This window comes from Achromobacter sp. LC458 (assembly GCF_001005835.2).
In the GTDB taxonomy this organism is placed as follows: Bacteria; Pseudomonadota; Gammaproteobacteria; order Burkholderiales; family Burkholderiaceae_B; genus Achromobacter; species Achromobacter spanius_B.
Window position 1 is genome coordinate 26888 of record NZ_LBHW02000042.1, and the last position, 26082, is coordinate 52969.

At 65.9% G+C, this 26082-nt stretch carries 19 protein-coding genes; 12 read left to right on the forward strand and 7 right to left on the reverse strand.

From position 1 onward, the window contains the following. Positions 1–12: 12 nt before the first annotated feature. Complete coding sequence (locus tag YH64_RS25220) at positions 13–966, forward strand: alpha/beta fold hydrolase (protein ID WP_046806940.1); 954 nt, start codon at positions 13–15, stop codon at positions 964–966. A gap of 19 nt (positions 967–985) precedes the next feature. Next, positions 986–1972 (forward strand): tripartite tricarboxylate transporter substrate binding protein, encoded by a 987-nt coding sequence (locus tag YH64_RS25225; protein ID WP_046806941.1) that lies wholly within the window; start codon positions 986–988, stop codon positions 1970–1972. Positions 1973–2105: 133 nt separating this feature from the next. On the opposite strand, the gene YH64_RS25230 is transcribed toward YH64_RS25225, so the two are convergent. Beyond that, on the reverse strand, positions 2106–3734 hold the full coding sequence (locus YH64_RS25230) for a methyl-accepting chemotaxis protein (protein WP_046806942.1): 1629 nt from the start codon (positions 3732–3734) through the stop codon (positions 2106–2108). 285 nt (positions 3735–4019) lie between these two features. Between YH64_RS25230 and YH64_RS25235 the strand changes: the two genes are divergently transcribed. Continuing rightward, entirely contained in the window at positions 4020–4928 is a 909-nt protein-coding gene (locus YH64_RS25235; RefSeq protein ID WP_046806943.1) for a LysR substrate-binding domain-containing protein, read from the forward strand. A gap of 87 nt (positions 4929–5015) precedes the next feature. Here YH64_RS25235 and purL read toward each other — a convergent pair whose 3' ends face one another. Beyond that, positions 5016–9065: a phosphoribosylformylglycinamidine synthase gene (gene purL / locus YH64_RS25240; RefSeq protein WP_046806959.1), complete on the reverse strand. Its 4050-nt coding sequence runs from the start codon at positions 9063–9065 to the stop codon at positions 5016–5018. Between the two features lie 363 nt (positions 9066–9428). Here purL and YH64_RS25245 point away from each other — a divergent pair, with 363 nt between their 5' ends. From YH64_RS25245 to YH64_RS25255, 3 genes are all read left to right on the forward strand, one after another. Then, positions 9429–9962 (forward strand): TRAP transporter small permease, encoded by a 534-nt coding sequence (locus tag YH64_RS25245; protein WP_046806944.1) that lies wholly within the window; start codon positions 9429–9431, stop codon positions 9960–9962. Further along, positions 9959–11257: a TRAP transporter large permease gene (locus YH64_RS25250; protein WP_046806945.1), complete on the forward strand. Its 1299-nt coding sequence runs from the start codon at positions 9959–9961 to the stop codon at positions 11255–11257. Before YH64_RS25245 ends, YH64_RS25250 begins: the two co-directional genes overlap by 4 nt. An 86-nt stretch (positions 11258–11343) precedes the next feature. Next, positions 11344–12372, forward strand: coding sequence for a DctP family TRAP transporter solute-binding subunit (locus tag YH64_RS25255; RefSeq protein ID WP_046806946.1), 1029 nt, complete (start codon positions 11344–11346; stop codon positions 12370–12372). A gap of 266 nt (positions 12373–12638) precedes the next feature. Here YH64_RS25255 and greB read toward each other — a convergent pair whose 3' ends face one another. The 3 genes from greB to YH64_RS25270 form a co-directional block, all read right to left on the reverse strand. After that, positions 12639–13187, reverse strand: a complete 549-nt coding sequence (gene greB / locus YH64_RS25260) for a transcription elongation factor GreB (protein WP_046806947.1) — start codon at positions 13185–13187, stop codon at positions 12639–12641. An 81-nt stretch (positions 13188–13268) separates the two neighbouring features. After that, on the reverse strand, positions 13269–14114 hold the full coding sequence (locus YH64_RS25265) for a 3',5'-nucleoside bisphosphate phosphatase (RefSeq protein WP_046806948.1): 846 nt from the start codon (positions 14112–14114) through the stop codon (positions 13269–13271). Positions 14115–14184: 70 nt separating this feature from the next. Then, on the reverse strand, positions 14185–15120 hold the full coding sequence (locus YH64_RS25270; protein ID WP_046806949.1) for an alpha/beta fold hydrolase: 936 nt from the start codon (positions 15118–15120) through the stop codon (positions 14185–14187). A 331-nt stretch (positions 15121–15451) separates the two neighbouring features. Between YH64_RS25270 and cfa the strand changes: the two genes are divergently transcribed. Further along, on the forward strand, positions 15452–16639 hold the full coding sequence (cfa, locus tag YH64_RS25275) for a cyclopropane fatty acyl phospholipid synthase (protein WP_104145080.1): 1188 nt from the start codon (positions 15452–15454) through the stop codon (positions 16637–16639). Positions 16640–16658: 19 nt separating this feature from the next. Here cfa and YH64_RS25280 read toward each other — a convergent pair whose 3' ends face one another. Next, positions 16659–18317, reverse strand: a complete 1659-nt coding sequence (locus YH64_RS25280; RefSeq protein WP_046806950.1) for a GMC family oxidoreductase — start codon at positions 18315–18317, stop codon at positions 16659–16661. 187 nt (positions 18318–18504) lie between these two features. On the opposite strand from YH64_RS25280, the gene YH64_RS25285 reads away from it, so the two are divergent. Next, positions 18505–19392, forward strand: a complete 888-nt coding sequence (locus tag YH64_RS25285; RefSeq protein ID WP_046806951.1) for a LysR family transcriptional regulator — start codon at positions 18505–18507, stop codon at positions 19390–19392. A 121-nt stretch (positions 19393–19513) separates the two neighbouring features. Here the strand turns inward: YH64_RS25285 and YH64_RS25290 are convergent, their stop codons facing one another. After that, positions 19514–20677, reverse strand: coding sequence for an FAD-binding oxidoreductase (locus YH64_RS25290; RefSeq protein ID WP_046806961.1), 1164 nt, complete (start codon positions 20675–20677; stop codon positions 19514–19516). Between the two features lie 139 nt (positions 20678–20816). Here YH64_RS25290 and YH64_RS25295 point away from each other — a divergent pair, with 139 nt between their 5' ends. The 4 genes from YH64_RS25295 to nirB form a co-directional block, all read left to right on the forward strand. Further along, positions 20817–21452: a helix-turn-helix domain-containing protein gene (locus YH64_RS25295; protein ID WP_046806952.1), complete on the forward strand. Its 636-nt coding sequence runs from the start codon at positions 20817–20819 to the stop codon at positions 21450–21452. 52 nt (positions 21453–21504) lie between these two features. After that, positions 21505–22587 (forward strand): flavodoxin family protein, encoded by a 1083-nt coding sequence (locus YH64_RS25300; protein ID WP_046806953.1) that lies wholly within the window; start codon positions 21505–21507, stop codon positions 22585–22587. Between the two features lie 61 nt (positions 22588–22648). After that, positions 22649–23272: a low affinity iron permease family protein gene (locus YH64_RS25305; RefSeq protein WP_082134623.1), complete on the forward strand. Its 624-nt coding sequence runs from the start codon at positions 22649–22651 to the stop codon at positions 23270–23272. 321 nt (positions 23273–23593) lie between these two features. Next, on the forward strand, positions 23594–26082 hold a 2489-nt coding region (nirB, locus tag YH64_RS25310; RefSeq protein ID WP_143215531.1), incomplete at its 3' end, for a nitrite reductase large subunit NirB.

The window sequence follows — 26082 nt, forward strand, 5'->3', positions numbered from 1 at the left end:
TGGAAAACCCTGATGCCCGACTCCCCCGTGTTGCTCAAGTCCATCCGCAGCCATTTCGTGGGCGGTGCCGAGGCCGTGGCCGGCGGCGTGCCCATGCAGCAAATGCAGGTCGTTGACAACGCGCCCCGCCTGATCGACATGAACGGCGGCTACCCCGTCGGGCAGTTGTACGTGCAGGAATACCGGCTGGCACAACCGCGCCACCCCTACCCCGTGCTGCTTTGGCACGGCGGCGGCATGACGGGCGCGCAATGGGAAAGCACGCCGGACGGACGCCAGGGCTGGCTGTGGCGGCTGCTGCAATCGGGCTATGACGTTTTCGTATCCGACGCGCCCGAACGGGGCCGCGCGTCCTGGGCCATGTACCCGCAGGTGTACGACAGCGCGCCCATCTTTCGCTCCAAGGAAGAGGCGTGGCGCCTGTTTCGCATCGGCTCGGAAGCCGGCTATGCACCGGCCGGCCAGCCGCGCCGCGCCTATCCCGCGCAGCAATTCCCGGTAGAGGCCTTCGACACGTTCGCCAAGCAGTTCGTGCCGCGCTGGCTGACGCATGGCGAGATGGCGCTGGACGCCTACCGCGCCCTGCTCGACCTTACCGGCCCGTGCATCGTGGTCGGACACAGCCAGGGCGGCGGCTACGCCACGCTGTTGGCCCAGGAATACGCCAGCACGGTACGCGCCGTGGTGGCGCTGGAACCCACTGGCACGCCCGCCGCCGCCGCCCCCGGCCTGCCCCCGCAATTGCTGGTGTGGGGCGACCACTTTGGCGCCGACGACACCTGGCAGCGCTACCGCGCGCAAACCGATGCGTACTGGGCGGCGCTGCGCGCGGCCGGCCAGCGCGCCGACGTGCTGGACCTGCCCGCCACCGGCATCGCCGGCAATTCCCATTTCTGCATGCTGGACCGCAATAGCGACCAGATCGCCGAATTGATCGTCGATTGGCTCGCCCGCAGCCTCGACTAACCTTCGCCTGGAGACACTGATGACTTTCAAGAAAACCACCATCGCGCTGGCACTGCTGACCGGCGCCACGCTGGCCGCCGGCGCCGCGTCTGCCCAGCAAGCCGCCTACCCCGCCAAGCCTGTGCGCCTGATCGTGCCGTTTGCACCGGGCGGCACCGCCGACATCATCGGCCGCGTGTTCGCCGCGCAGCTGGGCACCGAGCTGGGCGCCACCGTGGTCGTTGAAAACAAGGCCGGCGCGGGCGGTTCGATCGGCACGCGCTTCGTGGCGGACTCCGCGCCCGACGGCTACATCCTGCTGCTGGCTTCGTCCAGCACGCACGGCACCAACCCGGCCGTGTACAAGTCGCTGACGTATGACCCCGTGCAGGACTTCACCGCCATCACGCAGCTGGTGACGGTGCCGGGCGTGCTGAGCGTGACCAAGGACTTTCCCGCCACCGACCTGAACGCGCTGATCGCCGCGTCCAAGGCCAACCCCGACAAGTTCACCTACGCCTCGTCCGGCGCGGGCGGGCTGGGCAACCTGGCCATGGAACTGATGAAGTCGATGACGGGCGCCAAGCTGATGCACATCGCCTACCGTGGCGCGGGCCCGGCGTTCACCGACGTGATCAGCGGCCAGGTGTCGATGATCTGGGAACCGGTGCCGGCGTCGCTGCCGTACATCAAGGGCGGCCAGATCCGGCCCATCGCCATCGCGGCCGACGTGCGTTCGCCCGAACTGCCCGACACGCCCACCTTCAAGGAAGCCGGCCTGCCGCGCTACGAAGCCAATGCCTGGAACGGTTTGCTGGCGCCCAAGGGGTTGCCGGATGACGTGAAGAAGGCGCTGCACGACGCGTCGGTCAAGGCCCTGAACACGCCGGAAGTGAAGGCCAAGCTGGCCAGCCTGGGCGGCACGGTGGTGGCTGGTTCGTCGGACGCATTCCAGCAAGTGATCGCCAGCGACGTGAAGAAGTGGAAGAACGTCGCCGCCGACGCCAATATTCAGCTGGACCAGTAAGACGGAAATGAGAAAAGCGCCCCGAGGGGCGCTTTTCTTTTTGGCCGACGGCGGTGTCGCGATCGGCCCAGGGCAGGCTGGGAAAGGCTGGGTTGAGGCTCCCCGGTCGGGGGCCCGGCTAAGACACCCCGGCTCAGGCGCCCAGCAGCGCCGGTTCGCCATTGCGGCCCAAGGCAGCGGCGTCGGCATCGATCACCTGTCCGCCGGCTTGCAGCTTGAACACCGCCACCGCTTCACGCAGGCGTTGCGCCTGGGCTTCCAGTGATGCGGCGGATGCGGCCGCCTGCTCGACCAGCGCGGCGTTTTGCTGCGTCACGCTGTCCATCTGCGACACCGCCTGGTTCACCTGCTGAATGCCTTGCGACTGCTCTTCCGACGCGCTGGAGATTTCGTTGATGATGTCCGTCACGCGGCGCACCGACGTCACGATCTCCTGCATGGTGGCGCCCGCGGCTTCCACCTGGTCCGAACCGATCGACACCTTTTGCACCGACTCGTCGATCAAGCCCTTGATTTCCTTGGCCGCCTGGCCGCTGCGCTGCGCCAAGGCGCGCACTTCGCTGGCCACCACCGCAAAGCCCTTGCCCTGCTCGCCCGCGCGCGCCGCTTCCACCGCCGCGTTCAGCGCCAGGATGTTGGTCTGGAAGGCGATGCCGTCGATCACGCCCACGATATCGGCGATGCGCTTGGAACTATCCGCAATGCCGCGCATCGTGCCCACCACGTCGCCCACGGCCTTGCCGCCGCGCGTGGCCACTTCCGAGGCCGCCGACGCCAATTGCGAAGCGCTGCGCGAGCTGTCGGCGTTGTTCTTCACCGTGGATGACAGCTCGTCCATGCTGGCGGCCGTTTCTTCCAGCGACGCGGCCTGCTGCTCGGTGCGGGACGACAGGTCGATGTTGCCCGCCGCGATCTCGCGCGAGCCGGTGTGGATTTCTTCCACGCCCAGGCGCACGGCCGACACGGTGCGCGACAAGCTGTCCTGCATGCGCTTGACGGCGGCATACAGCACGCCGATTTCGTTATTGCCACGCTGCTCGATGCGGTTGCTGAGATCGCCGCCGGCAATGCGGTCAAACAAGCGGCCGGCCTCGTGCAGCGGACGGAACACCGAACGCGCAAAGATCGCGTACAGGCTGACCACCAACACCGCCACCACCACCAACAAACAGATCAGCACGACGATCGCGCCATTGATGCGCGTGGACGCCTCGCGCGCCACACGCTGGCCCACGTCGTCGGCGTAATCCACGTACTTCTGGATGGCCTGCGTGAACAGGATGCCCAGCGGCGTGACCTTTTCCAGGTTCAGGCGGCTGGCGTCCTGCGGCTTGCCCGCGCGAATGGCCGCCACCATCGGCGCAATGGCGTCGCGCACATAGACGTCGTAGGCGGCCAGCGCGCCGTCGAACAACGGCTTACCCACTTCCGTAGTTTCTGGAAGCTTGCGCGCGGCGTCGATCAAATCAGACGCCTTCTTGGTATAGCCATCCAGGCGCTGCATGCTGGCCATGTTGTCGATGGACTTGCCTTCCAGCAGCGCGCTCTGCGCGGCCAGCAGCACCAGGCGGGCGCGCAGCAGTTCAGCGCCCGCGCCATCCACCGCGTTGGCGCGGACCAGGTTGGTGTCCAGCAGCACTTCGATCGAGGTGCGGTTGGAGGTCAATTGTTGATAGACGGCCACGCCGGTCAATAGGAAAAGCGCGAAAAAGACGCCCAAGGCGGTCGTCAGGATTGCGCGAATACTTAGGTTCTTGAACATGAAAAGCCACTCCGGGTTGCATTACGCTCTACGGGTTTACGGCAGGTTGCAACGAAAAGTTAAATATCTCATTACGTTACAAAAGATTGTCAGCGGGCGATGCCTCGCAAGCCCCAATCGGCCCGCAAGCCGCGCCAGTGTTGAATCCGCATGCGCTGGACACGGCTGCGGCGCCCTGCTCTTGCTTGCTACCTTGACAGCTAATGAACTACGGTCGGTCAGCACTTTGGATGAGTAGCCGGGGACCTTTCAGCAAGCTCGACTGAGCAATAGGGGGGCATCAACATGAAGTTGCAGCAGGTATTCGATTTTCTTGCCGTCACGCAACATGGCAGCGTGCACGCGGCAGCCCGCGCCACCGGACAAACCCAACCGGCAATGACCAAGTCCCTGCGGCGTCTTGAACGCACGCTGGGCTTGTCGTTATTCGACCGGCACGCCAAGGGGATGCGGCCCAACGACTACGGCAAGCGCTTCTTGCCGCACGCGCAATACCTGGTTCACGAAACCAAGCGCGCCCGCGACACCATGGCGCAGATGCGGGGCGAACGGCTGGGTACCGTTCAATACGGCATTTCGGCGGCGGCCTCGGTGCTGCTGGCGCCCACGGCGATTCAGCGCTTTCGGCAGCGCTACCCCGAGGTTGAACTGCACTGCCGCAGCGGCCTTTACCATTCCCTGATGCCGCTGCTGCGCGATGGGCAACTGGATTTCGCCATCTGCCCCGTCAACACGGACCAAGCCGACCCGAACCTGACCGCGCGCGCCTTGCTGACCTGCCCCTTGGTGGTCGCGGCGCGCCGCAACCACCCTTTGCGGCAAGCCCAGGCGTTGCAGGAACTGCGCGACGTGGTGTTCGCGGTGGCGGGGCCGCCCGGCCAGCCCGGCGCGTCGGTGTACGACGTGTTCTTGCAGGCCGGCCTGGGCACGCCGCGCGTGGACATGCACACGGACGGGGTGATCGACACGGCGGCGCTGGTGGCCAACAGCGACCGCATGGCGTTGCTGCCGACCACGTTGATCGCCACCGGGATGCTGCGCGAACAACTGGACATCGTGCCCATCACCGACCCGCTGCCCGACTACGTGATCGGGCTGCTGCAACGCACATCGCAGCCGTTGACGCCCGCGGCGGAAGAGCTGGCCAGCCAGTTCGAACGCGAGGCGGGAACGCTGCGGGCGGCTGCCAGTTAAGCGTCACAGCGGACGCAGTGACAACAAAAAGGACGGGCCGTGGCCCGTCCTTTTTGTCATACGGCGGCGGCATTGCCGCCCCGGGGCTTACTTCAGCCAGACGCGCGCATTGCGGAAGATGCGCATCCACGGGCTGTACGTGCCACCCTGGTCGGCGCTGCCCCATTTCTCGGGCGCCCACGACATCATGACGTTGCGGGTCACGCGTTCCGGGTGCGGCATCATCACCGTGAAGCGGCCATCGGCGGTGGTGACGGAAGTCAGGCCGCCCGGGCTGCCGTTCGGGTTGAACGGGTAGGCTTCGGTGGCCAGTCCACGGTTGTCGATGTAGCGCGCGGCGGTCAGCACGCGGCCGGCATCGCCCTGCTGGGAAAAGTCGGCAAAGCCTTCGCCGTGCGCAACCGCGACCGGGATGCGGGCGCCTTCCATGCCGGCAAAGAAGATGGACGGCGACTTGGCCAGTTCCACCATCGACAGGCGTGCTTCGTACTTTTCCGACTGGTTGCGCGTGAAGCGCGGCCAGTGCTCGGCGCCCGGAATCATCGGAGCCAACGCCGCCATCATCTGGCAGCCGTTGCACACGCCCAGCGCAAACGTATCCGGACGCGCGAAGTACGCGGCGAACTGATCCGACAACTGGCTGTTGAAGCGGATGGTGCGCGCCCAGCCTTCGCCGGCGCCCAGCACGTCGCCGTAGCTGAAACCGCCTACGGCCACCAGGCCCTGCATCTGCGCCAGGTCCACGCGGCCGGCCAAGAGGTCGGTCATGTGGACGTCGATGGCTTCGAAGCCCGAGGTATCGAACGCCCAGGCCATTTCCACCTGGCTGTTGCAACCCTGCTCGCGCAGGATGGCCACGCGCGGACGCTTGCCGGTGTTGATGAACGGCGCGGCAATGTCTTCTTGCGGGTCGAACGACACGTTCGGGCTCATGCCCGGGTCGGTCGTATCGTTCCAGACGTCCAGTTCGGCTTGCGCGCAAGCCGGGTTGTCGCGGCGGGCCATGATGCGGTAGGACACTTCGCTCCAGGCGCGGCCGAGTTCAGCGCGCGGCTGGCCCCAGACCTTCTTGCCGTCGCGGTAGAACTCGACTTCGTCGGCGCCGTTCAGGCCGCCAATGACGTGCGAGTGAGCCGACAGGCCCGCGCCGCGCAGCACTTGCATGACCGCGTCGCGTTGCGCGGCGGGCACCTGGATGACGGCGCCGGCTTCTTCCGAGAACAGCGCCTTCAGCGTCAGTTCTTCGCGCTGCACCTTCACCTGGTCCGAGCGGATCTTGTAGTCGCCCCAGTCCGCCGATTGCGGATCGAACGTCAGCATGTCCAGGTTCACGGAAATACCGGTGCGGCCGGCGAAGGCCATTTCGGTCAACGTGGCGAACAGGCCGCCGTCGGAACGGTCGTGGTAGGCCAGGATGGTGCCGGCTTCGGCCAGCGTGCGGATGGTGATGAAGAACGCGCGCAGGTCTTGCGGCGCGTCGATGTCCGGCACGGTTTCGCCGATCTGGTTGTACGTCTGCGCCAGGATCGAGCCCCCCATGCGGTGACGGCCACGGCCCAGGTCGATCAGGATCAGCACGCTGTCGCCGGCGTCGGTACGCAGTTGCGGGGTCAGGCTGGCGCGCACGTCGGCCACCGGCGCAAACGCCGTCACCACCAAGGACACCGGCGCGACCACCTGGCGCTGCTCGCCGTCCTGTTCCCAGGACGTTTTCATGGACAGCGAATCCTTGCCCACGGGGATGGACAGGCCGGTGGCCTGGCACAGTTCGCTGACGGCGGACACGGTGTCATACAGCGCGGCGTCCTGGCCATCGACGCCGCAAGCGGCCATCCAGTTGGCGGACAGCTTGATGTCTTCCAGGCGCGCCACGTCGGCGGCAGCCAGGTTGGTCAACGCTTCGGCCACGGCCATGCGGCCGGACGCCGGGGCGTCCAGCATGGCGATGGGGGTACGTTCACCCATCGACATGGCTTCGCCACGGAAACCTTCGTAGTCGGCCAAGGTAACCGCGCAGTCAGCCACCGGCACTTGCCACGGGCCGACCATCTGGTCGCGGCTGGACAGCCCGCCCACGGTGCGGTCGCCGATGGTGATCAGGAAGGACTTGTTGGCAACGGTGGGGTGACGCAGCACGCGGTAGGCGGCTTCGGTCAGGTCGATGCCGGCCAAATCCAGCGGCGCGGACACGCCCGGCAGGCGGCGCACGTCGCGCGTCATGCGCGGCGGCTTGCCCAGGATGACGTCGATCGGCACGTCCACGGGGCGCACTTCGGCCTCGCCTTGCGGGCGGATCGTGTCCAGGCCGGGCAGGCCCTCGCCGTCCACCACGCGCAGCTGGCGTTCTTCAGTGGCCACGCCCACCACCGCATACGGGCAACGCTCGCGGCGGGCGATGGCGTCAAAGCGTTCCAGGTCTTTCGGCAGAATCGACAGGACGTAGCGTTCCTGCGATTCGTTGCTCCAGACTTCAGCGGGCGACAAGCCCGACTCTTCCAGCGGCACGCGCTTCAAGTCGAAGATGGCGCCACGGCCGGCGTCGTTGACCAATTCCGGGAAGGCATTGGACAAGCCGCCCGCGCCCACGTCGTGGATGGCGATGATGGGGTTGTTCTCGGCCTGCTGCCAGCAGCGGTCGATGACTTCTTGCGCGCGGCGTTCGATTTCCGGATTGCCGCGCTGGACGGAATCGAAGTCCAGTTCGGCGGAATTGCTGCCCATGCTGATGCTGGAGGCGGCGCCGCCGCCCATGCCGATACGGAAGCCCGGGCCGCCCAGTTGAATCAGCAGCGCGCCAGGGGGAATCACGTCTTTGTGGGTCAGGCCGGCGTCGATGCTGCCCAGGCCGCCCGCGATCATGATGGGCTTGTGATAGCCCCAGCGCGTGCCGCCTGCCGTCTGCTCGAACGAACGGAAGTAGCCCAAGAGGTTGGGACGGCCGAATTCGTTGTTGAACGCCGCGCCGCCGATGGGGCCGTCGATCATGATGGACAAGGGCGAGGCGATGCGCTCGGGCAGGCCGTGGTGGTCGGCTTCCCAGGGTTGCAGCGCGTCGTCGAAACGCAGGTGCGACACGGTAAAACCGGTCAGGCCGGCCTTGGGCTTGGAGCCCCTACCGGTGGCGCCTTCGTCGCGGATTTCGCCGCCCGCGCCGGTGGATGCGCCCGGGAACGGGGCAATCGCGGTCGGGTGGTTGTGCGTTTCCACCTTCATCAAGGTGTGCACGGTGGTGTCGCGGCGGATGTACCTGGCGCCGTCAGCGCCCTGCCCCGTGACGCCGGGCACGCCGGCCTGGAAGCGCTGCGCGGGGCCGCCTTCCATGATGGCGGCGTTGTCCGAATACGCCACGACCGTGCCTTCCGGCTGCGCCTTGTGCGTGGCGCGAATCATGCCGAACAGCGTGTTCGGTTGCGATTGGCCGTCGATGACCCATTCGGCGTTGAAGATCTTGTGGCGGCAGTGTTCGCTGTTGGCCTGCGCGAACATCATCAGTTCCACGTCGGTGGGGTCGCGCCCCAGGTCGGTGAAGGACTTGGCCAGGTATTCGATTTCGTCTTCTGACAGGGCCAGGCCCAAGGACACGTTGGCTTCGGCCAGCGCCTTGACGCCATCTGCCTGCACGCCAACCGTGCGCATCGGCTTGCCGGCCAGCGTCTGGAACAGCGCCTGGCCGTCGAAGTTGGCGTCGACCACGGTTTCGGTCATGCGGTCGTGCAGGCAGTCGGCCGCGCGCGCCAGCATGGCGTCGTCAAACGACTTGGTGCCAAGCAGGCCACGTTCGGGGGTGATGACATAGCGCACGCCGCGCTCGATGCGGTGCACCGACGACAGGCCGCAATTGTGGGCGATGTCGGTGGCCTTGCTGGCCCACGGGGAAATGGTGCCCAGGCGCGGAATGACCAGCAGCGACAGGCTCTTGGCCGGGGCGTCGGCTGTGCTGGGGGTGCCGTAATCCAGCAGTTGGGTCAGGTGTTGCTGCTGTTCGGCCGTCAAGGCGGCGTCGGTGCTGACGAAGTGCTCGTAGCGAGCGGAGATGTCGGCCACCGGCAGGCCGGCTTCCTTCAATTGCGCCAACAGGCGATCGCGACGAAAGGAGGACAGGACGGAGGAACCAGGCAGATGCTGAACTAGGGACACGATGCGGGCGCCGTATAAGGATGGGTGCAAAAAGTGATTTTACCTGTTTAGGGGGTTTTCCCGGAGCTGTTGTTCAAGAAGCTTGCCAAGCCGCCATTTCGGCCGATGTTACAAAAGAATTCCGGCGCCGCCGCATAAAAATGGTGCACGGCAATATCGCGGTAAAGCCTTGGTGTCATCGCGCCCTGTCGCTGGCGACACGCGCCGCGCGGCACGGAAGGCACGGCCGACTCTGACGCAACGCAGCATGTTGTTGCCGCCCCGCACCACGGGAAAACACGAAGACCGGCGCCTGCGGGCCGACGGTAGGATGCAGCGACCCCATGACTAGAACGCGCCAAGCGCCCTGCCGTCGCCGCACCCATGTCCCGCCCTGAAGCCCCCGCCGAACCCGTCGAAGCGATCATCCCCGTTGAATCCGAACCCGCCGTCAAGGTGCCGCTTGCCATCGAAGACTGGCTGGCCGTCATCCTGCTGGGGACGCTGGCGCTGATCACCTTCGCCAACGTGCTGGTGCGCTACTTCACCGACCAGTCATTCGCCTGGACCGAAGAAATCTCGGTGTTCCTGTTGATCGTGCTGACCATGGCGGGCGGCAGCGTGGCGTTCGTGCGCAACCACCACATCCGCATCGAAATCCTGGCGGACAGCGGCTCGCCCCGCCGCCAGCGCATCCTGGCCTTGATCTCCAACGGCTGCGTGCTGGCCTTTTTCGTGCTGCTGACCGTGCTGTCGGTCAAGCTGGTGTCCGACGAATTCATCTACGAAGAAACGTCGCCGGCCATTGGCGTGCCTACCTGGTGGTATTCGATCTGGCTGCCCGTGATGGCCGCGGCGATCTCGCTGCGCACGCTGGGCACCATCCGCCGCATCGCCCGGGGCGCCGACACGAAATGATCGCCACCCTGCTCTTCGTTGTCTTCATTGTGCTGATGCTGATCGGCGTGCCCGTGGGCGTGGCGCTGGGCATCGGCGGCACCGTCGCCATCGTGCTGTCCAACCTGGACACGCCCTGGTATGGCCTGCTGACCGTGCCGCAGAACTTCTACGCAGGGCTGGCCAAGTACCCGCTGCTGGCCATCCCCATGTTCGTGCTGGTGGGTTCCATCTTTGACCGTTCGGGCGTGGCCAAGCGGCTGGTGGACTTTGCGATTGCCATCGTGGGCCGGGGCCCGGGCATGCTGCCGCTGGTGTCGATTGCGGTGGCCATGTTCCTGGGCGGCATTTCGGGTTCGGGCCCGGCATGCGCGGCGGCGGTGGGCGCGGTGATGATTGCGGCCATGTCGCGCGCCGGCTACCCGGGTTCGTTCTCGGCGGCCGTCGTTGCAGCCGGCGCCGCCACCGACATCCTGATTCCGCCGTCCGTCGCCTTCATCATCTATTCCGTGCTGGTGCCCGGCGCGTCGGTGCCGGCGCTGTTCGCAGCGGGCATGATCCCCGGCATCCTGGCCGGTTTCGCGCTGATCATTCCGGCCGTCTGGCTGTCGCGCAAATACAAGATGGGCGCGCTGGAGGCGCACTTGCCGCGCCCGCCCTTCTGGGCAAGCCTGCGCGAAGCGTCATGGGGCCTGGCCGCGCCGGTGCTGATTTTGGGCGGCATGCGCCTGGGCTGGTTCACGCCCACCGAGGCGGCGGTCGTGGCGGTGTTCTACGGCTTGTTCGTGGGCGGCTTCATCCACCGCACCATCAAGCTGCGCGACCTGTACACCATCTTGCGCGAGGCGGCCGAGCTGTCCGCCGTGATCATGCTGGTGGTGACGCTGGCGGGCATCTTCGCCTGGGCCTTGTCCACGCTTAGCGTGATTGACCCGATCACCAACGCCATCGTCAATTCCGGCCTGGGCGAATGGGGCGTGCTGTCGCTGCTGATTCTGCTGCTGATGACGGTGGGCATGTTCCTGGACGGCATTTCGATCTTCCTGATCTTCGTGCCGTTGCTGATGCCCATTGCCAATGCCTACGGCTGGGACCCGGTGTGGTTCGGCGTGATCCTGACCTTGAAGGTGGCGCTGGGCCAGTTCACCCCACCCCTCGCCGTGAACCTGATGGTGTCGTGCCGCATTGCGCGCGTGCCGATGGAATCCACGGTGCGCTGGGTGGTGTGGCTATTGGGCGCCATGTTCCTGGTGCTGGTGGCGGTGCTGGTGTTTCCGCAGCTGGCGCTGTGGTTGCCGAAAAAGCTGGGCTATTGAAAGAGCAGGTTGCAGCACAACCATCAACGACCGACAACAAACAACCGACAACAACAACAGACACACTCAGAGAGAGGAGACACCCCATGAAATTCCGCAACCTGATCGGCGCCGCGCTGTGCGCCGCCGCCGTGGTCGGCATGACGCCGGCGCACGCGCAGAACTACAAGCCCGAATACAAGCTGTCCATCGTGGTGGGCACGACCTTCCCGTGGGGCCAGGGCGCCGAGATCTGGTCCAAGCTGGTGCGCGAACGCACCGATGGCCGCATCAACATCAAGGTGTACCCGGGCACGTCGCTGGTGCAGGGCGACCAGACGCGCGAATTCACCGCCATCCGCCAGGGCGTGATCGACATGGCCGTGGGGTCCACCATCAACTGGTCGCCGCAGGTCAAGCAGCTGAACCTGTTCTCGCTGCCCTTCCTGATGCCCGACTACGCCGCCATCGACGCGCTGGTGCAAGGCGACGTGGGCCGCGAAATGTTCAAGCTGATTGAAAAGGCCGGCGTCGTGCCGCTGGCCTGGGGCGAAAACGGTTACCGCCAGCTCAGCAATTCCAAGCGCGACATCAAAAAGCCCGATGACATGAAGGGCATGAAGCTGCGCGTGGTGGGATCGCCCCTGTACATCGACACGTTCACCGCGCTGGGCGCCAACCCCACGCAGATGAGCTGGGCCGATGCGCAACCGGCGCTGGCCAGCGGCGCGGTTGACGGGCAGGAAAATCCGCTGTCGATCTACACGGGTTCCAAGCTGTACACGGTGGGCCAGAAATACCTGACGCTGTGGAACTACGTGGCGGATCCGCTGATCTTCGTGGTGAACCGCGAAGTGTGGAATTCGTGGTCGGAAAAGGATCGCGACATCGTGCGCCAAGCCGCGCTGGATGCCGGCAAGCAGCAGATCGTGATTGCGCGCAAGGGCGTCACGCCCGAAGACCCGTCGCTGCTGAAGGAAATTGAAGGCCACGGCGTGACCGTGACATCCTTGTCCAAGGCCGAACACGACGCCTTCGCCAAGGTCACGCAACCCGTGTATGACAAGTGGAAGAAGCAGATCGGCGAAGACCTGGTCAACATGGCCGAAAAGTCCATCGCCGCGCGCAAGAAGTAAGGCCGGCTCGGTGAACGCCAACGCCAACGCCAACGCCAACGCCGACACCGACACCTACGCATCGATTTAAGCAGCAAGCCCCAGGGGAACGACGGCGCAAGCCGCCAAACCGAGGCAGGGACGTCAGAGCCCTCCCAACCAAACAGGCGCCAGTCAAAAGCTGGCGCCTGTTTCCTTTTTGGGCGGCGGGCAATGTTCCGGTTTGCGCGCGGACCCTGTTGCCCTTTTGCCCTTTTCCGGCTTTTGCCTTTTTCGGCCCGTCGCGCCTACGGGTAGCGCACTTCCAGAATATCCAGCTCTTCGATGCCACCCGGCGTGCGCAACACCACCGTGTCCCCTTCCCTGGCCTTGATCAGCGCGCGCGCCACCGGCGAAATCCAGCTGATCTTGCCGGCCAGCGGCTCGGCCTCGTCCACGCCCACAATGGTGACGGTGTGGTCTTCGCCGGCCTTGTCGCTATACAGCACCGTGGCGCCGAAAAAGACCTGGTCGCGGTTGGGCTGCAAGGCCGGGTCCACCACTTCGGCGATGTCCAGCCGCTTGGTCAAAAAGCGCATGCGGCGGTCGATTTCCCGCAGGCGTTTCTTGCCGTAGAGGTAGTCGCCGTTTTCCGAGCGGTCGCCGTTGGACGCCGCCCACGACACCACTTGCACCACCGACGGACGCTCGACGTTCATCAGGTGCGTCAGTTCGGCGCGCAGGCGTTCGTAGCCCTCGGGGGTCATGTAGTTCTTGGTGCCCACGGGCAAAGCCTGGGCTTGCGGCAGGTCGTCGTCGTCCTCGTTGTCGGACTCTTTAACAAAGGCTTTATTCATGGCGATGCTCAAGCACTGGCGCCGTGACGGCGCAATCACATTAGTCGGGGCTGGCAGGCGGGGCGGCGCGGGCCGCCCGCGTCAGAACCAATCGTGCCAGACCGGCTTCAGGTCGGACGGCAGCGACGGCAGGCGGCCAAGGTCGATCCGGCTTTCCTTGGGGCTGTGAAAGTCAGACCCGCGCGATGCCAGGAAGCCGTAGCGGCGCGCGACCTCGGCATACTGGCGCGCTTCTTCGACGGTGTGGCTGCCGGTGGTGACTTCGATGCCCTCGCCGCCCAATTGCAGGAATTCGTCGAACAGCGCGGCGAATTGCAGCGGCGTGTACTTATAGCGGCCCGGGTGCGCGATGACCGCGCGTCCGCCCGCGCCGCGGATCCAGCCCACGGCTTCGGCCAGCGTGGCCCATTGCATGGGCACATGGCCGGGGCGGTCGTCGCCCAGGTGTTTGGTGAAGACGGTTTGCACGTCGGGGCAGTAGCCCGCTTCGACCAGGTAGCGCGCAAAGTGCGTGCGGCTGATCAGTTCGGGGTTGCCGGCAAACGGCAGCGCGCCTTCGTAGGCGCCCGGCATGCCCATGTCGGCCAGCCGGTCGCCGATGCGCTTGGCGCGTTCGGCGCGGCCCGAGCGGGTCTGGCGCAGGCCGGCCACCAAGTCGGCGTTGTTCGGGTCGAACTGCAAGCCCACGATGTGCACCGTCAAGCCCGCCCACGTGACCGAAATTTCAACGCCGGTGGAAAACCGCATGCCCAGGTCCTGGGCCGCGCTGGCCGCTTCGGCCAGCCCGCCTACCTCGTCGTGATCCGTCAATGCCCAGACGTCGACGCCGTTGGCGTGCGCGCGCTGCGCCACGTCGCGAGGCGCCAGCGCGCCGTCGGACACAGTGGAATGGCAATGCAGATCGATGTTCAGGGTGGGCGATGTCATCGGGCTATTGTAGAGAAGGCCCGCCGCGCTGAATAGCGCCGTGCCGTCCCCGTAATCGCACGGCGGACATTCAAGCCAACAGGAACGCCGCCACGGGTTCCACCTGGCTATCCGCGATCAGGGTGGGCGCGTGCCCCACGCCCGGCACTTGCAGCGCCTGCGCGCGCGGATTGCGTTTCAGCATTTCGTCAACCGTGGCGCGGGTCAGCAGATCGGACTTTTCGCCCCGCACGATCAGGATCGGGCACGGCGTGGCGTCATACGAGCGCCACAGGATCTGTTCGCCGGCGGCCAATTCGTCCGGCGTTTGCGCGGCCAGCGCCTGGGCCAGCGCCAGGTCGTAGTGCTTGACCCATTTGCCATCGAACTCCGGGTAAAGGAACCGGGCCAGCTCGGTCCATTGCGCGTCGGTGTGCGGGCCGAAGGTTTCGGAATTGGCGCGCATCGTAGCCACCGCCTCTTCAAACGTGGCGAATTCGCCCGGCTGACCGACGTATTGGCCGATGCGCGACAAGGCGCCCGTTTCCAGGCGCGGGCCCACGTCGTTCAATACCAGCTTGTCCAGCTGGATGCCCTGACCGGGCGGCAGCATGCCCGCGTGCGGCCGCATCGCCTGCATGGCGCCGGCGAATACCGCGGCGCCCGACAGCGCCAGCCCGATCAAGCCGCCCATCGACGTGCCCACCCAGGCCAGCCGGGCCGGAGCCAGCCGCGCAAGCAGCGTGACCAAGTCGGACACGTACTGCGGCACGGTGTAGAACGCGGGGTTGGCCAGCCAGTCCGACCGGCCACGGCCCACCACGTCGGGGCACACGACGCGGTAGCGCGACGCCAGGCGGCGGGCCAGCACGTCGAAATCCCGGCCGCTACGCGTCAGGCCGTGCACGCAGAGCAGCACCTGGTCATTGGCCGGGTCGCCCCACTCCCAATACGCCATCCGGTGCAAGCCCGCCGGGCTGGCGCAGGTGACGAATTCCAAACGGGGTTGCAGGCTGGCGTCCACCATGTAAAGGCTCCACGTATCGAACGGATCGGCGCGCGCCGAAACGGCGGTTCACCAAGGCGGACTAGTGTAATCGCGCCAGCCGGACAAACGCACGACAGTTGCGCGGCCGCCCACTCTGAATTCGCCCGCGTGCCGCAGGCTGGACACTGCGCCCGCGCCTCGCTACGATCACCCCATTCTCACTGGCGCCCCCGGTTTGCACGGCAGGTAAATTGCCGTTGGCTATCAAGCCGATCCATTCATTAAATTGGAATCGGCCGTTCGTTGGGGCCAGAGTTATGAGCTTCAGGCATTGCCAGATCAGTCATCCCAAAATTGATATGGAGTCCGTATGCAGCAAAGCAGTCCTGTCTCTCCGCTGACCGCCGACCATTCTTCACCCGACGTCAGCCCCCCGCCCCCCGAACCGCCAAAAGTGCTTCAAGACGTGTTGTCTCGCGCCGACGTGCAGATCAACGGCACGCGCCCGTGGGACATCCAGGTACATGACAAACATATGTACGAACGCGTCTTCGCCAGCTGGTCGCTGGGGCTGGGCGAATCCTATATGGACGGCGAATGGGACTGCGAACGGCTCGACGAGCTGTTCACCCGACTGCTGCGCGCCGACATGGGCTCGGCCGCGCTAGGGGTCGCGCGCATCAAGCTGATTGCCGAACACCTGCGGCACAAGCTGTTCAACCTGCAATCGAAGCATCGCGCCTTTGAAGTGGGCGAACAGCATTACGACGCCGGCAACGACGTGTTCGAAGCCATGCTGGACAGTCGCATGATCTATTCCTGCGCCTACTGGGAAAACGCCCAGACGCTGGAAGAAGCGCAGTTGGCCAAGCTGGACATGATCTGCCGCAAGCTGCAACTCAAGCCCGGTGAAACGCTGCTGGATATCGGCTGCGGCTGGGGCGGGCTGGCCAAGTTCGCGGCTGAAAACTACGGCGTGTCGGTCACCGGCGTGACGGTATCGAAAGAGCAGCTGGCGCTGGCGCAGGATCGCGTCAAGGGCCTGCCGGTGCAACTGCTGCTGCAAGACTACCGCGACCTGCAAGGCAACTTCGACAAGGTCGTGTCGGTGGGCATGTTCGAACATGTGGGGCCGAAGAACTACGACACGTACTTCAGCAACGTGCAGCGTTTGATGTCGCCGGACGGCATCTTTCTGCTGCACACCATCGGCATCGCGGCCACCAGCCAAAGCACCGACCCGTGGATCGACCGCTATGTGTTCCCGAACGGCAAGCTGCCGTCCGCGCGCGAAATCGCCGGCGCCGTCGAACACCGCTTCATCATCGAAGACTGGCATAACTTCGGCACCGACTACGACCGCACGCTGATGGCCTGGTGGGACCGCTTTGAACGCGCCTGGCCGTCGCTGCAAGCGCGTTACGGCACGCGCTTCTACCGCATGTGGAAATACTATTTGATGTGTTGCGCCGGGTTCTTCCGGTCACGCGAAGGACAGCTGTGGCAAGTCATCCTGACGCACCCGCAGCGCCAGGACGTGTACCGCTCGCTGCGCTGACGCGGCGCCATTCGCCCACCTAACGCCGCATGTCGGCGTCCTCGCGGATCATGTCGGCGGCGCGCTCCGCGATCATGATGGTGGGCGAATTGGTGTTGCCCGACGTGATAAGCGGCATCACCGACGCGTCGGCGATGCGCAACCCCTCCAGCCCGAACACGCGCAGGCGCGCATCCACCACCGCGCCGCTGTCCACGCTCTTGCCCATCGCGCACGTGCCCACCGGGTGAAAGATCGTGGTGCCGATTTTGCCGGCGGCCTCGCGCAGTTGCGCGTCCGTCTGGTAGTCCGGCCCCGGCAACCATTCCTCTGGGCGATAGCGTTGCAACGCCGGCGCGGCGGCAATGCGGCGGACCAATCGGATGGAATCGGCCGCCACCTGGATGTCGGCCTCGGTGCTGAGGTAATTGGCGGCAATGACCGGCGCCGCACCAGCGGGCGTGCCCGCCGCGCCCTGCGCATGCACGCTGCCGCGCGACGTCGGCCGCAGGTTGCACACGCTGGCCGTGAAGGCGTCGAAGGCGTGCAGCGGTTCGCCAAACGCGCCCAGCGACAAGGGCTGCACATGAAACTCTACATTCGCGCGCGCCTGGCCCGGGTCGGACTTGGCAAAGGCCCCCAGCTGCGACGGCGCCATGCTCATCGGGCCGCTACGGCGCAGCAGGTATTCCAGCCCGATGCCCGCCTTGCCCAACCAAGATCCCGCGATCCGGTTCAGCGTCTTGACGCCATTGACCTTCAGGATCACGCGCAATTGCAGATGGTCTTGCAGGTTTTCGCCCACGCCCGGCAAGGCATGGCGCAGCGCGATGCCGCTTTCGCGCAAGCGCGCGGGTTCGCCGATGCCAGACTGTTCAAGCAGATGCGGCGTGTTGACCGCGCCAGCCGCCATCACCACCTCGCGTCGCACGCGCACGGTGACAAGGCGCGGCTCGCCCTTGCCCTGCCCTTTGCCCTGCCCCTGGCTTTGAACGCGCACCTGCACGCCCACGCAGCGCTTGCCTTCAAACACCAGCTGCTCGGCCTGCGCCCCCGTCATCACATGCAGGTTGGGCCGCTTTCGAATCGGGCGCAAAAACGCCTTGGCCGTATTCCAGCGCCAGCCGCTGCGCTGGTTCACTTCAAAATAGCCGCTGCCGAAGTTGTCGCCCCGGTTGAAGTCCTGCACGCGAGGGATGCCTTCCTGTTCGGCCGCTTGCGCAAAGGCTTCCAGGATGTCCCACCGCAAGCGCTGCGCCTCGACCCGCCATTCGCCCCCGGCGCCGTGAAATTCGTTGGCGCCCCGGTGGTGGTCTTCGCTGCGCTTGAACACCGGCAGCACCTGGTCCCAGCCCCAGGCCGGGTCGCCCGACAGCGCGGCCCAGTCTTCATAGTCTTCACGCTGGCCGCGCATGTAGATCATGCCGTTGATGGACGAACACCCGCCCAGCACCCGGCCGCGCGGGTAGATCAGGGAGCGGCCGCCCAGCCCCGGTTCTTTCACGGTGCGGTACATCCAGTCGGTGCGCGGGTTGCCGATGCAATACAGATAGCCCACCGGGATATGGATCCAGTGGTAGTTGTCGCGGCCGCCTGCCTCCAGCAGCAGCACCCGGATACCGGGGTCCTGGCTGAGCCGGTTGGCCAGCACGCAGCCGGCCGAGCCCGCGCCCACGATGACGAAGTCGTATGTCTCCATAAGCTCTTCTTATCTGCTTGGCGGGGTTTACACCTGCCGCCACATTGAGCCGACCCGGCTTCGGCGTTGCCACGCACGCCGGGCATCTGGCGTGACTCTGGCGCAGCAGGCCGCCGCTGTCCAATGAAATGTTGAAAATCCGTTTATAAGCATCTTTAATAATGCTCACCCCATTTCGGACGGCGCCATGGACCTCAAGCATCTACGCACCTTTGCCGCCGTGGCGCGCGAAGGCAACCTGACCCGCGCGGCCGAACACCTGCACCTGACGCAACCGGCGTTAAGCCTGCAACTGAAGAACTTTCAGGATTCGCTGGACCTGACGCTGTTTGCACGCAGCGCCCAGGGCTTGGCGCCCAATGCCGACGGACGCGCGCTGCTGCCCGCCGCGCTGCGCGTGCTGGACGCCATGGAAGACTTCCAGCGCGCCATCAGCGCCTTGCGCGACACCGTGCAGGGCGAACTGCGCATGGGCACGATCCTGGACCCGGAGTTCCTGCGGCTGGGGGCCACGCTGCAACACCTGATGGAGCACTATCCGAAAATCCGCCCCACGCTGCGCCACGGCATGTCCGGGTCGGTCGGCCGCCAGGTGCGGGCGGGCGAGCTGGATGTGGGGTTCTTCCTGGGTCCGGCCGGGGCCACGGGCGGCCCACCGCTGCTGGACGTGTTGCCGCTGGCCACGTTCACGTACTACGTGGTGGCGCCCAAGGGATGGGGCGCGCAGGTGGCCGGGCGTGGATGGCAGGACATTGCCGCGCTGCCATGGATCTGGACGCCGCCGGATTCCGTGCACCATCGGCTGCTGGCCGCCCGGTTCGATGCGCTGGGCGTCACGCCGAACGCGGTGGCGCAGGTGGATCAGGAAGCCTCGATGCTGGACTTGGTGCGGTCGGGCGTGGGGCTGTCGCTGGTGCGCGATTCCATCGCGCTGCGTGAGTCCCAGGCGAACGGGCTGCTGTTGCTGCCCGGGCTGGCTATCCAGGCGGAACTGTCGTTTATCACGCAAGCCACCCGCCGCGCCGATCCTCTGGTCGCGGCGGCCTTCACGGCAGTCAGGGCCGCGTTCGGGTAGTCGGCAGCAAAGTAGCTGCCCAGCCAACGCCGGCCGCAAGTCCCGCCGCAAGTCCCGCCGCAAGTCCCGCCGCAACTCCCGCCGCAACTCCCGGCCGCACCCCGGCCGCCGGCCGTCCACGCTAGCGCAGCCGGCCCGGTGCCATCAGGGACGGCGCAACGCCCTCGTCCACCAGCCACGTTGGCAGCGGCTGTTGGGCCAGCAACGCCGCCGCCATCGCCGACACGCCTGCCGCCGATTGAATGCCGTAGCCGCCTTGCGCCGCCAGCCAGAAAAACCCGGGCTGGGCCACGTCATAGCCCACCACCATGTCGCCGTCCGGCACGAACGAACGCAGCCCGGCCCACACGTGGGACGGCCGCCGGATGGTCAGCGTGGTGGCGGATTCGATGTGATAGATGCCGGTGGCCACGTCCAGTTCTTCGGCCACCACATCGTGCGGGGCAACCGGGTCCGCGTTGGCGGGCGAGCCCAGCAACTGACCCGCGTCCGGCTTGAAGTAGAAGCTTTCGTCGATGCCGACCACGGCAGGCCAGGCGCTGCAATCCACGCCGTCCGGCGGCGCAAAAATGAAGGCGCTGCGCCGGCAGGGCTGCAAGCCCACGGGCGCCACGCCGCAGCGCCCGGCCAGGTCGTCGGCCCACGCGCCCGCCGCGTTGACCACCACGCCTGCGTGCAGTGTGGCGCCGTCCGTCAACCGCAACGTCCACACGCCGTCGTCCGACAATTGGCCGGATTCCACCTCGGCATTGCAATGCACGACCGCCCCCTGCCGCCGCGCTGCCGCCAGAAAGCCCTGGTGCAACGCATGCACGTCCAGGTCGCGCGCGTCTGCTTCAAACAAGGCGCCGCCCGCCACCGCTTCGGGGCGGATACACGGCACGCGTGCCATGGCCTGGGCGGCGTCCAGCAATTGGACGTTGCCCGCCTGTGCCGTCGCCGCCTCATAGCCTTGCATCAGCTGGTCGCGCTGCTCGGCACTGGCGATATACAGGCACCCGCGTTCCTGCAGCAAAGGGTGTTCGGTGAAACCGGCCGGCGGGTTCTCATAGAAAGCGCGGCTGGCGCGCGTCAGCGCCTGGATCTGCGCCGTGCCATAGGTTTCCATGAACATCGCGGCCGAGCGGCCGGTGGAGTGGTAGCCAGGCTGCGACTCGCGTTCCAGCAAGATGACCCGCGTCTGTCCCGGTTTTTCGGCGGTCAGGCGATACGCCAACGACGCGCCAGCAATGCCCGCGCCTACAATCACCACGTCAAATTGCTGCGCTTTCGATGCGTGTTCCACTTGCAGTCCCAACGTACGTGTGAACGTACGAGCCAGATATTTCTCGGATTTGAGAATTCTCGGATATGACAAAATATCCGTCAACGAAAAAAACCGGCCAGCCTAGCGCTTGCCCCTGACGCCTAGGGAAAGCACCGACATGCCCATCATCCGACCGCCCGCCTCTACGCCCCCCGCCGCCTCGCCCGCCAGCAACATCCTGGCCGACCGGACCAGCCTGGGCGTCCGATTGCGGGGCCTGCGCCGGGCGCGCTCAATGACATTAAAGGAACTGTCGGCCTTGACCGGCGTGGCGCTGTCCACGCTATCGAAGATGGAACTGGGCCAGGTGTCGATCAGCTACGCCAAGTTCGCCGCCGTGGCGCGTGCGCTTGACGTTGATATTGCCCACCTGTTCGGCTCCGTCACCCCCGCGGAAAGCGGCCGCCCTGCCCCGGCCGCCCTGCGCTGCACCCTGGCCGAATCGCCCGGCTACATGACCGGCGCCTACGACTACAAACTGTTAGCCGGCCAGTATCCCCAGCGCAGCATGACGCCCATGTACGGCCGCATCCTGGCGCGCGACGCGTCGGAATTCGATGACTACATGCGCCACGCCGGCCAGGAATTCCTGGTGGTGCTGGAAGGCGAAATCGAAATTCGCTTTGAAAACGGGGAATCGCTGGTGCTGGTCAAGCACGAGACGGCCTATTTCGACAGCGGCGTGGGGCACATCTATTTAACGCGCAGCGCCCGGCCAGCCGAGATCATGGTGGTGATGACGGGCGGCAACTGACGGGCACGCGGCTTGCTGCTTGCGATGCGTCACTGTTCGCAGGCAGAGCTTCATGACCGCACCCAAGCCCGATGTGCGCACCGGCCAATATTCCGGACCACTTTCGCGCGACACCTTCAGGCTGCGCTTCATGCGCCGCTTCTATGACCCCGTCTTCCAGGCCGAACAAGCCGCGCTGGACCGGCTGGAAGCCATTGCGTGGGACGCCTACCAGGGCGGCCGCAAAGCGCCCATCACCGTCAAGGCCGGCGCGGCCTACGCCGATCCCGACTACGACTTGTCGGTGGAATGGAAAGACGCCCACGACCGCCTGGCGCAAGCCGCACAGAAGCAGCGCCGCCCGGATACGCCGTCGCGCGTGCTGGTCGTGGTGGGCGCATCGCGCAACGACGGCACCTGTCCGGGCGAGGTATCCAAAACGTGGCGTCTGGCGCAGATCGTGTGCGCCGAGCTGGAAGCCGCCCACGTCCAGGCCGACCTGCTGGACTTAAGCCGGCTCACGTCCGAATACCAATATCAGATCCATCCGTGCAAAGGCTGCGTGTCCACCGCCATGCCGCTTTGCCACTGGCCGTGCAGCTGCTATCCCAACCATTCGCTAGGCCAGGACAACGACGCCATGAACGACATCTACGAGCAGTGGGTGGCGGCGCACGGCGTGATCCTGCTGGCGCCCACCTATTGGTATCAGTCGCCCAGCCCGCTCAAGCTGATGATCGACCGGCTGGTGTGCGCCGACGGCGGCAACCCGGACCCGACCACCACGTCCGGCAAGGACGCGGCCAAGGCCAAGGCCATTGAACTGGACGGCTGGCCCTATCCGAAACACCTGGCGGGCCGGGCTTACGGCCTAGTGGTGCACGGCGACGTGGCCGGTATCGAGGGCCAACGGCGCGCGCTGAGCGATTGGCTGGACTGGATGGGCCTGATTGATGCCGGGTCGATGGCCCGGCTGGAGCGGTACATCGGCTACTACAAGCCCTACGCCACCAGCCACGCCGACCTGGACCTGGACACGGCGGTGCAGGAAGAGGTGCGCAACGTTGCGCGCGCCGTGGCGAACTGCCTGCCGCGCCTGCGCGCCGGTGAATTGACCGCGCCCGATGCGGGGCTGCACGACCCGCGGCCCAAGTAGCCGGGACGGTAGCTTTGTAGATGCAATGCAATCAGACGATGAGGATTAGCAGGTGATGCTCATGAAGAACGATGTGGAAGCGAAGAAGACGGCGCAACAGCACGGCGACAAGCCGGGCGATAAGCAAAACGACAAGCCGGGCGACACGCCGGCCGACAAGCAAGGCAAGCAGCCGCAACCCGTGCCGAAGTCGAATGCCTTCACAAAATTCTTCGACCATTTTGCCGCGCGCGTCACGCATTGGGCGGGCTCGCCCATCGCGTTCGGCTCTGCCTTGTGCGCCGTGATCGTGTGGGCCGTCACCGGCCCCTTCTTCGGTTATTCGGAAACCTGGCAGCTGGTCATCAACACCGGCACCACCATCGTCACGTTCCTGATGGTGTTCTTGATTCAGCAAAGTCAGAACAAGGACGGCCGGGCGCTGCACCTGAAGCTGGACGAACTGCTGATCGCCTTGAAAGGCGCGGACGAACAACTGGTGGACGCCGAACAACTGGACGAAGACAAACTGCTGGCGCTGGCCGCGGCGTGCACGGCACGCGCTCGCGCCAAGGCACGCAGCGACCGCTCCAAGGGGACCAAGTCACGCCGATCGAAGTCGGTCAGGGGCAGCAAGACCACCGTCCGTAGCAGCCTGCGGGTACGACGCGGCGCGTTCCGCGCGGGCAAAGGCGCCCACCCCTGACGGCAACCCTGCCGCGCCGCGCCAAAGCAGTGCGCGGCGCACAACAACTTGCACCGCTTTGACGCACCGCGCGGCCCGCCTGGAGGCCGCGTGTGTCGCCTGATGTCCCCACGCTTTCCGCCCTTTTCCCTATGACGCCGCGCGCAATCCCGCCCCGCGCGGCCGTCCTTTTCCAACCTGGCATGGTCTTTGCTTAAGTGTTCATGCAGGCCCCAACAGGCCCGCGGCACAATTTAAGCAGTACCGGCAAAGGCGCCCCGACCGACAGGTCCAGGGCGCTTTTTGTCTTTTGAAACCCAAACCACAAGCCTGGGGAAATTCATGAAAGCAACGGCCACTCCCGCCTCCTTGCAGACCTTGGTTGTCATCGGCAACGGCATGGTGGGCCACCATTGCGTCGAACAGTTGATTGCACGCGGCGCGCTGGAGCGCTATCGCATCCACGTCTATGGCGAGGAAACGCGCCGCGCTTACGACCGCGTGCATCTGTCCGAATACCTGAATGGCCGCGACGCCGAATCGATGTCGATGAGCGAGGCCGCCTTTTATGACCGCGACGGCCTGACCCTGCATCTTGGCGAACCGGTGCTGGACATCGACCGCCAGGCGCGCGAAGTGGTCACGGCCAACGGCCGCGTCGGCTACGACAAGCTGGTGCTGGCCACGGGCTCTTACCCGTTCGTGCCGCCCATCGCCGGCGCCGAGGGCGCGTCGCGCCTGGTGTATCGCAGCATCGACGACCTGGACCTGATCCGCGCCGCCGCCCAAGGCGCGCGCCGTGGCGTCGTGGTGGGCGGCGGCCTGCTGGGGCTGGAGGCGGCCAACGCCTTGAAGTCGCTGAACCTGGAAGCGCACGTGGTGGAATTCGCGCCGCGCCTGATGCCGGTGCAGTTGGACGAGGAAGGCGGCGCCGCGCTCAAGGCGCGCATCGAGGCGCTGGGCGTGGGCGTGCACCTGTCGCGCGCCACACAAGACATCAAGCCCGGCACGCAGTACCGCTATCGCATGCGCTTTGCGGAAGGCGCACCGCTGGAAACCGATCTGATTGTGTTTTCGGCCGGCATCCGCCCGCAGGTGTCGCTGGCACGCCGCGCCGGGCTGGCGCTGGCCGAACGCGGCGGCGTGGCCATCGACGACCATTGCCGCAGCAGCGATGAAAACATCTACGCCATTGGCGAATGCGCTGCCTGGAACGGCAGCGTGTTCGGCCTGGTGGCGCCGGGCTACCAGATGGCGCGCATCGCCGCCGCCGAGCTGTGCGGCGTGCCGGAACAGCCCTTTACCGGCGCCGACATGTCCACCAAGCTCAAGCTGCTGGGCGTGGACGTCGGTTCCATCGGCGACGCCCATGGCACGACGCCCGGCGCGCGCAGCTACCGCTACATCGACGAAGCCGGCGCCAGCTATCGCCGCCTGGTCGTGTCGGCAGACGGCAAGCGCGTGTTGGGCGCGGTGCTGGTGGGCGACAACCGCTACTACGACACCTTGCTGCAATACGCGCAGAACGGCATCGCGCCGCCTGCCGACCCCGCCAGCCTGATCCTGCCCGCCAGCAGCGCCGCGCCCGCGCTGGGCGTCGATGCGTTGCCCGCCACCGCCACGATCTGCTCCTGTCACAACGTCAGCAAAGGCGCCGTCAGCGCCGCCATCGACGGCGGCTGCACCGACCTGGCCGGCGTAAAAAGCTGCACCAAGGCGGCCTCGGGCTGCGGCGGTTGCGCCGCGCTGCTCAAGCAGGTGGTGGAACACGAACTGGCCAGTCGCGGCGTCGCCGTCGACAAAAGCCTGTGCGAACACTTTGCCTATACCCGCCAGGAGCTCTACGCCATCGTGCGCGTCGGCGGCATCGAAACGTTTGAAGAACTGTTGGCCAGCCATGGCAAGGGCCACGTCGGGTGCGACATCTGCAAGCCCGCCGTGGGGTCGATTCTGGCGTCGTGCTGGAACCGCCCCATTCAGGAACCGCGCCTGGTGCCGCTGCAAGACACCAACGACACCTTCATGGCGAACATGCAAAAGAACGGCACCTATTCGGTGGTGCCGCGCATACCGGCCGGCGAGATCACGCCCGACGGCCTGATCGCCATCGGCGCCGTCGCCAAGAAATACAAGCTGTACACCAAGATCACGGGCGGCCAGCGCATCGACCTGTTCGGCGCGCAGCTGCACGAACTGCCCGACATCTGGAGCGAGCTGATCGCCGCCGGCTTTGAAACCGGCCATGCCTACGGCAAGTCCACCCGCACGGTGAAGTCCTGCGTGGGCAGCACGTGGTGCCGCTACGGCGTGCAGGACAGCGTGCGCATGGCGCTGGACATCGAACACCGCTACAAGGGCCTGCGGTCGCCGCACAAGCTGAAGTTCGCGGTGTCCGGCTGCACCCGTGAATGCGCCGAGGCGCAAAGCAAGGACATCGGCGTCATCGCCACCGAAAACGGCTGGAACCTGTACGTGTGCGGCAACGGCGGCATGCGCCCACGCCACGCCGAACTGTTCGCCACCGACCTGGATGACGCCACGCTGATCCGCATGATCGACCGCGTGCTGATGTTCTACATCCGCACCGCCGACAAGCTGCAACGCACATCCGTCTGGCGCGAGTCGCTGGAAGGGGGGCTGGACTATCTGAAGGACGTGGTGCTGAACGACAGCCTGGGCCTGGGCGCCGAGCTGGAAGCGCAAATGCAGTTGGTGGTGGACCGCTATGAATGCGAATGGGCCAACACCGTCAGCAGCCCGGAAAAGCTCAAGCGCTTCCGCACTTTCGTCAACGAGCGTGGCGGCGACCCGGACATTCAGTTCGTTCAAGA